Source organism: Serratia sp. PL7 (genome assembly GCF_945957435.1).
Window position 1 is genome coordinate 200,238 of record NZ_CAMFLB010000009.1, and the last position, 13,735, is coordinate 213,972.

A 13,735-nucleotide genomic window follows, 5' to 3' on the forward strand; every position below is an offset into this window, starting at 1 on the left:
AAACCCCGCCGCGGCGGGGAGAAAAGAACGTTCAGGGCGGTGCCGTGCGGGCGAAACTTTCGCGGGCGAACAGGCGTTCGGCCAGCTTGACCAGCGCCGGACGTTGGACGCACCAGTTGGGCAGAATGTGGCGGAAATTGAGGTAGCCCAACGCGCAGCCGGTGGCGATATCCGCCAGCGTCAGCCGCTCGGCATTGAGCCACGTTTTTTCCTGCGCCAGCGCCTCCAATGCGTCCAGGCCCTGCGTCAGCTTGTCACGCTGGCGCAGCATCCAGTTTTCGTCCTGCTTTTCCGGCGCGCGCCGGCTTTCGCGGAACAGCGTCGCCGCCGCTTCAGTCACGCCGTCCGCCAGTGCCGCCACCCGGCGGACGCGCAGCGCGGTGGCGCGATCGGCCGGCAAAAACGCCGGCTCCACCGTCAGCAGTTCGAGGTATTCGGCCACGATCGGCGAGTCGTAAAACACCTCGCCATCATCAGCGATCAGCACCGGTACTTTGCCGAGCGGGTTCAGCTCCTTCACCCGGCTGCCGGGCTCATACGGCGGATCGTTGACGAATTCAAACGCGATCCCCTTCTCCAGCAGCATCACGGAAATCTTGCGCACAAAGGGGCTGGTGTAACTGCCGATAAGCTTCATCCGGTCTCCTCCGCTTCGTCCTGGCCGCGGCGCAATGCCCTTACTTCACCGCCAGAGTATCGATAATCCGCTGCACCAGCGCCTGATGCACTTCCGGCGTTTTGGCCGGCGACAGCATTTGCAGCGTCACTACTCGCTTGTTGAACACCGTCAACACCAGGGTGGAAACCACCTTTTGCCCGTTGACGGTCTGCTCGGTATCCACCCGGCGAAACTTTTGTTTGCCGACGGTGAAATTCTCTTCTTTGGTGGTCTGGATATTCTGATAGCGCTCGGCCAGCACCGTGATGGCGCTCTGCGTCAGCTCTTTCAGCATTTTGTCGCTGGTGTTGATCTTCATTCCGTCCGGCGGGATCACTTCGGACGAAACCGCGCTCTGGCGCGACTTGCCATCGAGGAAGCGCTGGATGGTGGAGGTACTGTCATTGACGATGCCGCTGTTCAGCGTTTGATCGCTAAAGCCTGGCGGCAACTCGAAGGTGATTTTGCCCTTCTGCAGCGACACGTTCAGCCCCGGCGGCGCGGGCGGGGTTTCTACCGGCGCAGGCGGCGGTGGCGCGGGCTGCGTCACGGTCGGTTTGGTATCCGGTGGCGGCACCGCCGGTTTGGTGTCATCCTTGTTGTCGCAGGCCGCCAGTCCGATCGCCAGCACAGCGACCGCGGTCAGTTTTGCCAGGGTATTTAACATCGTGGTTCCTTTCGCTTGGCGCGTCATGGCCTAAACGTAGCAACTCGCCCGGGCGAATGCCAGAAGCCCGTTCTTAAATTGCGGGTCCGGCCCCGCGCGAACGGGGCCGGGCGGTTACTCCGCCGGGAACAGGAACGGATTGATGCTGCTGCGGCCGAAGCCTTCCTCTTCCATGCGGGCGTCCAGCACCAGCGAAGCCAGATCGTCGGCCACCGCTTCAACCTGCGGGTCTTTTTCCTGATAGAGGATCTTCAGGTAAGTGCCGCAGTCGCCGCAGCTTTCCGCCTTCACCGCCGCCTGTTCGCTGTCCAGCGACCAGTAGTTGAGATCGCGGGTCTGCTCACAGTTGCTGCACTTCACCCGCACCACGTGCCATTCGCTTTCGCACAGGTTGCAGTGCAGGTAGCGCAGGCCGTTGACGGTGCCGATATGCACCATGCTGGAGACCGGAATGCTGCCGCACACCGGGCAGAACTGGCGCTGCTCGCCGTATTCGGCGCGCGCCTTGCCGGGGATCAGGCTGGCCATCTGCGCCCAATAGAGCGACAGCGCGGCCCAGAGGAACGGCGCCTTCTCGCTGCCCACCTTGCCGAACTCGCGGTTGAGCAAAGCGTCGGCCATCAGCTCCAGCTCGTGCGCCGAGGCTTTCTCCAGGTTGTCCAGCACCGTCAGAATGTGCTCCGGCGCCTGCGGGCGCAGCTCGGCGATCAGCGACGTCAGCAGCTTGCGCCAGTGCTCACTGCGCGGGAACACGCTCAGATCGAGCGGCGGTTTGCCGCTGGCGGCGCCCTGCGCCAACGCTTCGCTCAGATCGAGCGCCAGCGGGTTATCGTGCAGCGCATGCTGCTGCGCCTGCGCCAGTTCGGCGGCGAAGTTAAGGTAGTCGCCCAGCGGGTTGTCGACCGCCAGCTGACGCAGACGGTCGGCGCGGCGGCTGTACAGGCTTTTCAAGTTGGCGAAAAGTAACGGCGGGATGTTCTCCGCCGTTGTGGACTTCTCACGCTGTGCCCCTAACTGCTCTTTAGGAACGATGCGGATACTCATCAGGGTTTATCTTCCTGTCGTTTCTCGCGGACCTCACGGTACCAGCGCGGATGATGTTTCTTGGCCCAGGCCGCCGGCACCCAGCCTTCCACCATCGCGGTAATGGTGCCTTTTACCCACAATGCGGCGTAAATGTGCACCATAATCACGATGATAAGGCCGACCGCGGCCAGCGAATGCACCAGCAGCGCGATGCGGATCAGCGGGATGGAGAACGACGGCGCGAAATACGGCCGCCAGATCACCACGCCACTGGCCAGCAGCAGCACCAGGCTGATAATCGCCGCCCAGAACACGCACTTCTGGCCGAAATTATAGCGCCCGGTGTCACCCACTTCCTCGTTCATGGCGATTTTGTGGATGTTCTTGGCCCAGACGATATCTTCCCGGTTGATCAGGTTATGCTTCCAGTAGCGCAGGAACATCAGCAGGAACGCGGCAAACATGATCACCCCGACAAACGGGTGCAGAATGCGCGCCAGCTGCGGCGTCCCGAAGATGTTCATCAGCCAGTTGAAGGAGGGGAAGAAGAACCCCAGCCCGCTGATGGCGGCGAACACGAAGCAAAACGCCACGATCCAGTGGTTGATGCGCTCCGGTGCGCTGTAACGCTGAATGGGCTTTTCCTTTCTCATTTGCGCGTCTCCTCGTCATGCGACTCGTCGTGCTCATCCTCATCGTCGACGCGGTTAGGCCCGACGCCGACATAGTGGAACACGCTGGCCGCGAAGGTGGCGGCAAAACCGATGGCCGCCAGGGGTTTCCACACGCCCTTCCAGAAGGTCACCGCCGGGCTGATGCTCGGGTTGTCCGGCAAACCGTGGTACAGCTGCGGTTTGTCGGCGTGGTGCAACACGTACATCACGTGCGTGCCGCCCACCCCTGCCGGATCGTACAGACCGGCGTTCTGGTAGCCGCGGGTGTTCAGCTCGCTGACGCGATCCGCCGCCACCTGCTTCATCGCTTCCTTGGTACCGAAGTGAATGGCGCCGGTCGGGCAGGTTTTCACGCAGGCCGGTTCCTGGCCGACGTCCACGCGGTCGACGCACAGGGTGCACTTGTACACCCGGTTGTCGTCCTTGTTCATGCGCGGCACGTCGAACGGGCAGCCGGCGATGCAGTAGCCGCAGCCGATGCAGTGCTCGGACTGGAAGTCGACGATGCCGTTGGCGTACTGAATGATCGCGCCTTCCGACGGGCAGGCCTTCAGGCAGCCCGGATCGGCGCAGTGCATGCAGCCATCCTTGCGGATCAGCCATTCCAGCTTGCCGTTTTCCTCCACCTCGGAGAAGCGCATCACCGTCCACGATTTGGCGGTCAGATCGGCGGGGTTATCGTACACCCCGACGTTGTGCCCCACCTCGTCGCGGATGTCATTCCATTCGGAACAGGCCACCTGACAGGCCTTGCAGCCGATACAGGTGGTGACATCGATCAGTTTGGCCACTTCTTCCTGGTGGTCACGGGCGCGCGGCGCCGGCGTGAAACCATTGGTGGCGGATTTACGAATGATGTCTTGAGATTGCATGGCCATGATTCGTCTCCGTTACACCTTTTCCACGTTGACCAGGAACGCCTTGAACTCCGGCGTTTGCGTATTGGCGTCGCCGACGAACGGCGTCAGCGTGTTGGCGATAAAGCCTTTCTTCGCCACCCCTTCGTAACCCCAGTGGATCGGGATGCCGATGGTGTCGACTTCCTGGCCGTGCACCTGCAGCGTGCGAATACGCTTGGTCACCACCGCCTTGGCCTTGATGTAGCCGCGGTTGGAGCTGACCTTCACGGTATCGCCCTGCTTGATGCCCTTCTTCTCCGCCAGCTTTTCGCCGATCTCCACGAACTGCTCCGGCTGCGCGATGGCGTTCAGCCGCGCGTGCTTGGTCCAGTAGTGGAAGTGCTCGGTCAGACGATAGGTGGTGCCGACGTACGGGAACTTGTCGGATTTGCCCATCGCCGCCAGATCGTCCTTGAACACGCGCGCCGCCGGGTTGGACACCACGTTCGGGTGCAGCGGGTTGGTGCCGAGCGGCGTTTCGAACGGCTCGTAGTGTTCAGGGAACGGTCCTTCCGCCATCTTGTCGGTGGCGAACAGGCGGCCCATGCCTTCCGGCTGCATGATGAACGGCCCGACGTCGCTGCCCGGCGCGGCGGTGCTGTAGTCCGGGATATCGGCCCCGACCCACTTGGCGCCGTCCCACTCCAGCAGTTGGCGTTTTGGATCCCACGGTTTCCCCTGCGGATCCGCCGAGGCGCGGTTGTAAAGAATGCGGCGGTTGAGCGGCCATGCCCAGGCCCAGCCCAGCGTATTGCCGAGGCCGGACGGATCGGCGTTGTCGCGCCGCGCCATCTGGTTGCCGGCCGGCGTCCAGCTGCCGGCGAAGATCCAGCAACCGCTGGCGGTGGTGCCGTCGTCGCGCAGCTGCGCAAACGAGCTGAGCAGCTCGCCTTTTTTCACCAGCACTTTGCCGTCGGCATCCAGCAGATCCGCCAGCGCCTTGCCGTTGTTCTCCTGCGCCACCTCTTCCGGCGCCGGGTTGTCCGGCGTCAGGTAGTCCCAGGTCATGTTCAGCACCTGTTCAGGCACCGCACCGCCGTCGCGCGCATACATCTCGCGCAGGCGGCTGAAGATGCCCGCCAGGATCTCGCCGTCGTTCAGCGCTTCGCCCGGGGCGTCTGCGCCTTTCCAGTGCCACTGCAGCCAGCGGCCGGAGTTGACGATCGAACCGTTCTCTTCGGCGAAGCAGGTGGACGGCAGGCGGAACACTTCGGTCTGGATCTGCGAAGGATCCACCTCGTTGAACTCGCCGTGGTTCTGCCAGAAGTTGGAGGTCTCGGTGTTCAACGGATCGATGGTCACCAGGAACTTCAGCTTGGACAGCGAAGCCACTACCTTGTTTTTGTTCGGGAACGACGCCACCGGGTTAAAGCCCTGGCAGAAGTAGCCGTTGACCTTGCCCTGCGCCATCATCTCGAAGTACTGCAGCACGTCGTAGCCTTTGTCCCACTTCGGCAACCAGTCAAAGCCCCAGCTGTTGTCCTTCTGCGCCTTGTCGCCGTAGAAGGTCTTCATCATGCTGACGAAGAATTTCGGGTAGTTGCCCCAGTAGTTCACCTGGCCCGGCAGCAGCGCCTTCGGCGTGTTGGCCTTCAGGTAGGTGTCGAGATCGGTCTGTTTCTCCGACGGCAGCGTCATGTAGCCCGGCAGGCTCTGCGACAGCAGGCCGAGATCGGTCAGACCCTGGATGTTGGAGTGGCCGCGCAGCGCGTTGACGCCGCCGCCCGCCATGCCCATGTTGCCGAGCAGCAGCTGGATCATCGCCATGGTACGGATGTTCTGCGCGCCGACCGAGTGCTGAGTCCAGCCCAGGGCGTACAGGAACGAAGCGGTTTTATCCGCGACGCAGGTTTCGGCGATGTATTCGCACACCTTGAGGAAATCGTCCTTCGGCGTGCCGCAGATGTTGGTCACCACGTCAGGCGTGTAGCGGCTCACGTGCTGCTTCAGCAGGTTCCACACGCAGCGCGGATCCTGCAGCGTGACGTCGCGCTTGGCGAAGCCGTTCTCGTCGAACTGGTAGTTCCAGGTGGTTTTGTCGTACTTGCGGTTTTCCGCGTCGTAGCCGCTGAACAAGCCGTCTTCGAAGGCAAAGTCTTCCCGCACCAGCAGGCTGGCGTTGGTGTAGGCCTCGACGTACTCGCGGTTAAACTTGTTGTTGGTCATCAGATACAGCAACACGCCCGACAGGAAAGCGATGTCGGTCCCGGAGCGGATCGGCGTGTAGAAGTCCGCCACCGATGCGGTTCGGGTAAAGCGCGGATCGATCACGATCAGCTTGGCATTGTTGTGTATTTTGGCTTCCATCGCCCAGCGGAACCCCACCGGATGCGCTTCCGCCGCATTACCGCCCATGACGATAATCAAATTCGCGTTCTTGATATCAACCCAGTGGTTGGTCATCGCACCGCGACCAAATGTTGGAGCAAGACTTGCTACCGTTGGTCCGTGTCAGACACGCGCCTGGTTGTCTACGGCAAGCATGCCGAGAGCGCGACTAAATTTTTGCGACAGAAAACCGGTTTCGTTGCTGGCGGCCGAGGCGCACAGCATGCCGGTGGTCAGCCAACGGTTGACGGTAACGCCCTGGTCGTTGGTTTTGATGAAGTTGGCGTCACGGTCTTCTTTCACCAGCTTGGCGATGCGGGTAAAGGCGTCGTCCCAGCTGATGCGCTGCCATTTGTCCGACCCCGGCGCCCGATATTCCGGGTACTTGAGGCGGCTTTCGCTGTGGATGAAGTCAACCAGGCCGGCGCCTTTCGGGCAAAGCGCGCCGCGGTTTACCGGGTGATCCGGATCCCCTTCGATATGGAAAATGCTTTCTTTGGCGTTTTTGGCGCCATCACCAAGGCTGTACATCAACAGCCCACAGCCGACGGAACAATACGTACAGGTATTACGGGTCTCACGGGCGCGCAGCAGTTTGTACTGCCGGGTTTCCGCCAACGCCACTTCGGGGGCAAAGCCCAGCGCGGCCACCGTCGTTCCTGCCATACCGCCAGCGCAGATCTTAAAGAACTGCCTTCTGCTGACCTGCATGGGGGTCTCCTTTACTCTCGATTGTCACATTGTTCAAATGCGCCTGCCCCGCTAGCGCGGCAAACGCGAATGTCACTGTTGTTATGCTTGCTACGAACGCCGGCCATATTACCACAGCGTGCTTGTGGTTGTTACACACTCGTGCTCATTCAGTGAACGCATTGGCACATTTCGATACATTTCGACCTTGGCGCTCCCTACAGTATAGAGAGTAACCCACGTGCCGGGGCGATGGCTTGATGCGGCCACCCGCCGCCCTCTTCTATCAGTATGTTAGCGCATCGATTTGTTCATTAACCACACACTTCACAGGGCATTGATAATCATTTTCAATATCATTTAATTAACTATAATGATCCGACTGCTTACGCGGTGCTCGCCCTTTGCGCCGCCCATACACCACTGGAGATGATGATTATGAGTTATTCACTGCCATCCCTGCCGTACGCTTACGACGCACTGGAACCGCATTTCGACAAGCAGACGATGGAAATCCATCACACCAAACACCACCAGACCTACGTCAACAACGCCAACACCGTGCTGGAAGCCTACCCTGAGCTGGCCAAATACAGCGTTGAAGAGCTGATCCAGGATCTGGATAAAGTGCCTGCCGACAAACGCACCTTCATGCGCAACAACGCCGGCGGCCACGCCAACCACAGCTTCTTCTGGAAAAACCTGAAAACCGGCACCACGCTGGGCGGCGATCTGAAAGCGGCCATCGAGCGCGATTTCGGCAGCGTTGAGAAATTCCAGGAAGAGTTCGAGAAAGCCGCAGCCACCCGCTTCGGTTCCGGTTGGGCCTGGCTGGTACTGAAAGACGGCAAGCTGGCCGTGGTGTCTACCGCTAACCAGGACAGCCCGCTGATGGGCGAAGCCGTCGCCGGCGCTTCCGGTTTCCCAATCATCGGCCTGGACGTGTGGGAACACGCTTACTACCTGAAATACCAGAACAAACGCCCTGACTACATCAAGGCGTTCTGGAACGTGGTCAACTGGGATGAAGCCGCCGCACGCTTCGCCGCGAAGAAGTAATTCGCCCCCGTTGATGAAGATGCCCGCCGCCGGCGGGTATTTTTTTGCCTGAAATCCGCTAAAGTTTGACCACTTCTTGCCGATGGTTTGTTCAATTGACGTTCGCCCGGAGAAGGAAAAACGCTATGGCGGCATTGCAAGCATTAGCAGGAAAGTTCACTCATCTCACCGTAGGTAAAAAGCTCGGCCTCGGCTTCGCGCTGTTGTTGCTGTTGGCGGTCGTCATCGCCGGCACCGGGGCGCAATACCTGCACATCATCGAATCCCGCGCCGATCGCATCGACTTCAGCAACCGGCTGAACGAGGAAATCAACCAGGCCAAATACAACCGCGCCATGTACGGCCAGACCTACCAGCCGGAGTATCTGCAGAACAATCGCGCCAATATCGATAACGCCGTCAAACTGATAGACCAGGGCCAGGCGTTGGACTGGGACGCCCAAAGCCGCAAGGATCTGCAGCGTCTGGTGACGCTGATTGGGGAATATCAGCAACAGCAAAAAATCTTTGAGCAGGCGGTCTCGGCGAAAGACGCGGTGCGCCAGAGCTGGAACATGTCGGAAGTGCAGGCCAGCCTGAGCCAGGTGGAGCGCCAGCTCACCAACGGCGATCTGCAGTTGGCCTTCATTCAACTGAACCAGAAGCTGACCCAGGTGCGCTACGGCGCGCGCGGTCTGTTGCTGAGCCTGAACAAAGAAACCGAAGCGCCGCTGATGGCGGCCATCGACGACGCACGCGACGCGGCCAACGCCCTGAGCCGCCGGGTCAGCGACGCGCAGCGCCCGCAGCTGCAACCGCTGCTGGCCGCCCTGGACGATTACAAAAACCGCATCGCGGCCTACCTGCCGGCCTATGAGCACGAACAGCAGATCAGCCGGCAGCTCGGTGAACGCGCGCATGAGATCGGCACGCTGGTGAACGCCTTTATGCAGGACGAACTGGCGCAGACGCGCAGCAACATCAACCTGGCGCAGCTGCAGATGGGCATCACCACCCTGATCGCCATCATCGCCGGGATACTTATCGCCTGGCGTATCACGCTGCAGATCACCCGTCCGCTGCACAGCACGCTGGCGATGGCGGAACGCATCGCCAGCGGCGATCTGCGCCAGGCGCAGACCAGCACCCGCCGCGACGAGCTGGGACAACTGCTGAACGCGGTGGCGGCGATGAGCCAAAATCTGCGCACCATGATTGAGAAGATCCAGATGGGGGTCAGCCAGGTCTCCACCGCCTCCGCGGAAATCGCCGCCGGCAACACCGATCTCTCCTCCCGCACCGAACAGCAGGCGGCGGCGGTCGAAGAAACCGCGGCCAGCATGGAACAGCTGACCGCCACGGTGAAACAAAACGCCGACAATGCCCATCACGCCAATCAGCTGGCCACCGACGCTTCGCAGACCGCGCAACAGGGCGGCAAGCTGGTGGAGAACGTGGTCAGCACCATGCGCGATATCTCCAGCAGTTCGCAGCGTATCGCTGAAATTACCACCCTGATCAACGGTATTGCCTTCCAGACCAACATCCTGGCGCTCAACGCCGCGGTGGAAGCGGCGCGCGCCGGCGAACAGGGACGCGGCTTCTCGGTGGTCGCCAGCGAAGTGCGCAGCCTAGCGAGCCGCAGCGCCCAAGCGGCCAAGGAGATCGAAGGGCTGATCGCCGAGTCGGTCAGCCGGGTGAAAACCGGCACCGAACTGGTGGAAAGCACCGGCAACACCATGGAACAGATCGTCCGCTCGGTCACCCACGTGCGCGACATCATGGCTGAAATCGCCGCCGCCTCCGATGAGCAGACGCGCGGCATCGCCCAGATTGGCCAGGCGATCGTCGAGATGGATCACACCACCCAGCAGAACGCCGCGCTGGTGGAAGAGTCCGCCGCCGCCGCCGATTCGCTGGAAGAACAGGCCGACATGCTGCTGCAGAGCGTTTCGGTGTTCCGTTTGGCGGAGCAGACCGAACCCACCGCCGTGAAAACCGCCGCGCCGAAAGCGCCTGCCGTAAAAACCGCGGCCGCCAACGCCGCAGCGGAGGAGAACTGGACCACCTTCTGACGCCACGCCCCCGCCCGAGGATTTTCGGGCGGGTTGTTATGTCCCCCTGACACAACTCAGGCTATGCTGAGCCCTCGACGCGAGACACGGAGGCGCACATGCATCACCCAGACGTTTACATCGGCAATATTCAACCCTATGAAGGCGGGCGCCCCAGCGCCATCGCCAAACGCCAGGTGGATGGCGCCATCCGGCTCACGCCGCTCGGCCTGGAAGGCGACGAGCAAGCCGAGAAAAGCTACCACGGCGGGCCGGATCGCGCGCTGTGCCACTACCCGCGCGAGCATTATGCCCACTGGCGCGAACAGTTTCCGGCGCAGGCCGAGCAGTTTTGCGCCCCGGCCTTCGGCGAGAATATCTCCACCGAAGGACTGACCGAACACAATGTGTTTATGGGCGACATCTTCCGCTGGGGCGAAGCGCTGATCCAGGTCACCCAGCCGCGCTCGCCGTGCTTCAAGCTCAACTACCACTTCGCCATCGAGGATATTTCGGTGCTGATGCAGCAAAGCGGCCGCTGCGGCTGGCTGTATCGGGTGGTCTCGCCGGGTGCGGTCAGCGGCGATCGTCCGCTGGAGCTGGCGGCGCGCAACAGCGACGTGTCGGTGGCCGAAGCCATCGCCATCGCCTGGCACATGCCGTTCGACGCGGAACAATATCGCCGCCTGTTGGCGGTGGCCGGCCTCTCCGCCAGCTGGAGCAAGACCATGCTCACGCGGCTTGCCGAAGGGCGCCTCGAGGACTTCAACCGTCGCCTGCTCGGCCGTTGAAATCGCTGGCGGAAAAGATGAAAAACGTGCGCCGAATGCCGCGTTAACCCTCTTCTTCCGCCTATACTGTAGCCGCGTGTTTTTCAGCCAGGAGCCAGGTATATGACCACCCCGACCCATTCGATTCATCACGCCGCCGCCGAGGGCTATCAGGCCAACGCCGATCGCTATGTGAAAGGCCGGCCGGATTACCCGCCGGAAATCGCCGCCTGGCTGCGTGAGTCTATCGGCCTGCACGCCGGCATGACGGTCATCGATCTCGGCGCCGGTACCGGCAAGTTCACTCCGCGCCTGCTGGAAACCGGCGCGCAGGTGATCGCCGTCGAACCGGTGCCGCAAATGCTGGAAAAATTGTCGGCGGCGCTGCCGCAGGTGAAAACGCTGGCGGGCACCGCCGACGCGATCCCGCTACCGGACGAGTCGGTCGATGCCGTGGTGTGCGCCCAGTCCTTCCACTGGTTCGCCACGCCGCAGGCGCTGGCGGAAATCCAGCGTATTCTCAAGCCCGGCGGCAAACTCGGTCTGGTGTGGAACATGCGCGATGCGCGCGTCGGTTGGGTGCGTAAACTGAATCAGATCGTCGACAGCCACGAAGGGGATGCGCCGCGTTTCTATACCGGCGAATGGCGCAAATTCTTCCCGTTCAAAGGCTTTGAACCGCTGCAGGAGCAGGTCTTTATGCTGGGCCACCGCGGCGCGGTGGAGGACGTGATCTACAACCGGGTACGTTCAACCAGCTTTATCGCCGCACTGCCACAGGCGCAACAGGAGCAGGTTATCGAGCGGTTGCGCCAGCTGGTGGCGGAAGAAGAGGAACTGCGGGGCCAGGACACGGTCACCGTGCCCTATCAGACCAAGGCGTATTTCACCACCAAGGTCTGACGCCCGGGGGTTCAGAACGCTTTCTTGGCGTAACCGGTGACCGCTTTCAGGCCCATCTCGCGGCCCAGCGCGGTCATCGGGTGCACCACAATCAGCCCGCGCGCGCTTTTCTTCAGCGCGCCCATATCGGCCTGCTCTTTCTTGGTGATCTCGCGGCTGAACGGCAGCTTGCTCAGCTTCTGCGCTTCGGCGCTCAGCTTCTCGCCACGCACGTCTTTCAGGCGCTCGATCTCCGTCGCCAGTTTCTCTTTTTCTTTGGTGTGCTGCGCGATCAACTCAGGGTTGCCCTGTTGGATCACGGTCGCGTCTTTGTGGTTCAAGGCGTCCAGCAGGTCGCTCAGGCGCTTGATCTCTGCCTTTTCTTTCTCTTTCATGGTCTCTGGCCCGTTGTGCCCAAAATGGCACGCTAATCAATGATACCGGCATTGTAGCAAAAGGCGCGCGCCGTTACCCGTCCTGCGCAATACCGGGCGGCAGGCCGCTCATCTCGCAGGCCTTGGCGCCGAGCCGGGCCAACGCCTGGGTGTAGCGCGCGTTGAACGGGTAGCAGCAGGAGAGCCGCAGCGCATTGCGGTAGCGCCCGCTGGGGGAATACAGGGTGCCCGGCGTCAAACAGATCTGCTCCTCCAACAGCTGGTGGAACAGCGCCACGCTGTCCACGCCGGGAGGGAATTCGACCCAGAACACGAAGCCGCCCGCCGGCTGCGTGGCCAGCGTGCCGCGTGGGAAATGCCGGGCGATCAGCGCCCGCGCCTCGTCGACCTGCGCCGCATAGCGCTTGCGCAGGTTGCGCAAATGGTGATCGTAGCCTCCGCTCTCCAGGAAGGTCGCCAGCGTTTCCGACAGCAGCTGCGACTCGGACATCGACGACACCGCCTTCAGCTTGCGCAACGCCTCGTGAAAACGGCCGCCGCAGATCCAGCCGACGCGAAAATCCGGCGCCAGCGTTTTGGTGAAGCTGGAGCAAAACAGCACCCAGCCGTCGCGATCGAACGCCTTCACCGCCGGCGACAGCGCGCCGCCGAACTGGATCTCGGCATACAGCCCGTCTTCAATCAACGGCACCTGATGATCGTTCATCAGCCGCGCCAGCCGCTTTTTCGCCGCCAGCGGCATGGTGCAACCCAGCGGGTTTTGCACCGTCGGCATGGCGATCACCGCGTTCAGCCGCTTCTCGTTCAATAGCAACTCGAGCGCGTCCAGCGACAGCCCCAGCTGCGGATCGGTGGGGATTTCCAGCGCTTTCAGCCCCAGGCTGGCCAGCAGCGGCAGCAGATAGAAATAGGTTGGCGACTCCAGCCCGACGCAGTCACCCGGTTTGGTGGTGACGCGCAGCGCCAGCTGCAGCGCCTCCATGCAGCCATGGGTCAGCACTACGTCGCCCGGCTCCAGCAACATGCCCAGCGTCATCGAGCGGCGGGCGATCTGCTGGCGCAGCCGTAGGCTGCCGGGCGGCAACGGATACTGCCCGATCAGATCCGGCTGGCGGCGCAGCTGAGAAGACAACATACGCCCCAGCTTGCCGCCGGGATAGAAGTCGCTGGTCTGCGGGCAGGCCAGCGCAATGTTAGTGAAGGCCGGATTTTGCTGGGCGGCGAATACCGTATCGATCAGCGCCAGCACGTCGTCCGCCGGCGGCTCGATACGGCCGCTGGGCGCCGAGGCCATCTTCAGCGCCGGCAGCGTGCTGCGGACATAAAACCCCGACTGCGGTCGCGCTTCGATCAGCCCGCGATCCTCCAGCGTGCGGTAAGCCGACACCACGGTATTGATGCTGACGCGGTGCGTTTGCGCACAGCGCCGCACCGAAGGCAAGCGGTCACCGGGCAGCAGCGTGCCGCGTCGAATGGCCTCGGCCAACGTATCCGCCAGCTGCAGGTAACGGGTATCCGGGGTTTCATCGAGCAAGGTCACAGTTTCTCTCCAAGTAATGGGTACAGTTTACATTTTGCACAACTGTAACCATGACAATATCCGATTTTTGGTTCTGTCACCATCCCATTGCAGCGATTATGCTGATCCTCTCGT

General features: G+C 61.8%; 12 protein-coding genes. 4 read left to right on the plus strand and 8 right to left on the minus strand.

The features are described from left to right. Positions 1 to 31: 31 nt before the first annotated feature. The 6 genes from N6G83_RS30090 to fdnG all read right to left on the minus strand — a co-directional run bounded on the left by N6G83_RS30090 (position 32) and on the right by fdnG (position 6,963). Complete coding sequence (locus N6G83_RS30090) at positions 32 to 637, minus strand: glutathione S-transferase (protein WP_025304792.1); 606 nt, start codon at positions 635 to 637, stop codon at positions 32 to 34. Between the two features lie 40 nt (positions 638 to 677). Beyond that, the gene (locus N6G83_RS30095; protein WP_025304791.1) at positions 678 to 1,325 is read right to left on the minus strand and encodes a DcrB-related protein; all 648 of its coding nucleotides are present in this window, start codon (positions 1,323 to 1,325) and stop codon (positions 678 to 680) included. A 114-nt stretch (positions 1,326 to 1,439) separates the two neighbouring features. Next, a complete protein-coding gene (gene fdhE / locus N6G83_RS30100; RefSeq protein ID WP_043140774.1) occupies positions 1,440 to 2,369 on the minus strand; it encodes a formate dehydrogenase accessory protein FdhE in 930 nt (309 codons plus the stop codon). After that, a complete protein-coding gene (gene fdoI, locus N6G83_RS30105) occupies positions 2,369 to 3,004 on the minus strand; it encodes a formate dehydrogenase cytochrome b556 subunit (RefSeq protein WP_004934017.1) in 636 nt (211 codons plus the stop codon). Before fdoI ends, fdhE begins: the two co-directional genes overlap by 1 nt. Continuing rightward, on the minus strand, positions 3,001 to 3,903 hold the full coding sequence (gene fdxH / locus N6G83_RS30110) for a formate dehydrogenase subunit beta (RefSeq protein WP_033649532.1): 903 nt from the start codon (positions 3,901 to 3,903) through the stop codon (positions 3,001 to 3,003). Before fdxH ends, fdoI begins: the two co-directional genes overlap by 4 nt. Positions 3,904 to 3,915: 12 nt before the next feature. Continuing rightward, the gene (gene fdnG / locus N6G83_RS30115; RefSeq protein ID WP_144334737.1) at positions 3,916 to 6,963 is read right to left on the minus strand and encodes a formate dehydrogenase-N subunit alpha; all 3,048 of its coding nucleotides are present in this window, start codon (positions 6,961 to 6,963) and stop codon (positions 3,916 to 3,918) included. 417 nt (positions 6,964 to 7,380) lie between these two features. On the opposite strand from fdnG, the gene sodA reads away from it, so the two are divergent. From sodA to N6G83_RS30135, 4 genes are all read left to right on the plus strand, one after another. Beyond that, the gene (sodA, locus tag N6G83_RS30120; protein ID WP_004934003.1) at positions 7,381 to 8,001 is read left to right on the plus strand and encodes a superoxide dismutase [Mn]; all 621 of its coding nucleotides are present in this window, start codon (positions 7,381 to 7,383) and stop codon (positions 7,999 to 8,001) included. Positions 8,002 to 8,126: 125 nt separating this feature from the next. Further along, positions 8,127 to 10,055 (plus strand): methyl-accepting chemotaxis protein, encoded by a 1,929-nt coding sequence (locus N6G83_RS30125; protein ID WP_025304788.1) that lies wholly within the window; start codon positions 8,127 to 8,129, stop codon positions 10,053 to 10,055. A gap of 98 nt (positions 10,056 to 10,153) precedes the next feature. Continuing rightward, on the plus strand, positions 10,154 to 10,825 hold the full coding sequence (yiiM, locus tag N6G83_RS30130; RefSeq protein ID WP_025304787.1) for a 6-hydroxyaminopurine reductase: 672 nt from the start codon (positions 10,154 to 10,156) through the stop codon (positions 10,823 to 10,825). 102 nt (positions 10,826 to 10,927) lie between these two features. Then, on the plus strand, positions 10,928 to 11,707 hold the full coding sequence (locus N6G83_RS30135) for a class I SAM-dependent methyltransferase (protein ID WP_060448332.1): 780 nt from the start codon (positions 10,928 to 10,930) through the stop codon (positions 11,705 to 11,707). Positions 11,708 to 11,718: 11 nt separating this feature from the next. On the opposite strand, the gene N6G83_RS30140 is transcribed toward N6G83_RS30135, so the two are convergent. Together N6G83_RS30140 and N6G83_RS30145 are read right to left on the minus strand one after the other, a co-directional pair. Then, positions 11,719 to 12,081 carry a YibL family ribosome-associated protein gene (locus N6G83_RS30140; RefSeq protein WP_025304785.1) on the minus strand — a complete coding sequence of 121 codons (363 nt, stop codon included), beginning with the start codon at positions 12,079 to 12,081 and terminating at the stop codon, positions 11,719 to 11,721. Between the two features lie 73 nt (positions 12,082 to 12,154). Continuing rightward, on the minus strand, positions 12,155 to 13,621 hold the full coding sequence (locus tag N6G83_RS30145) for a PLP-dependent aminotransferase family protein (RefSeq protein WP_025304784.1): 1,467 nt from the start codon (positions 13,619 to 13,621) through the stop codon (positions 12,155 to 12,157). Between the last annotated feature and the right edge of the window lie 114 nt (positions 13,622 to 13,735).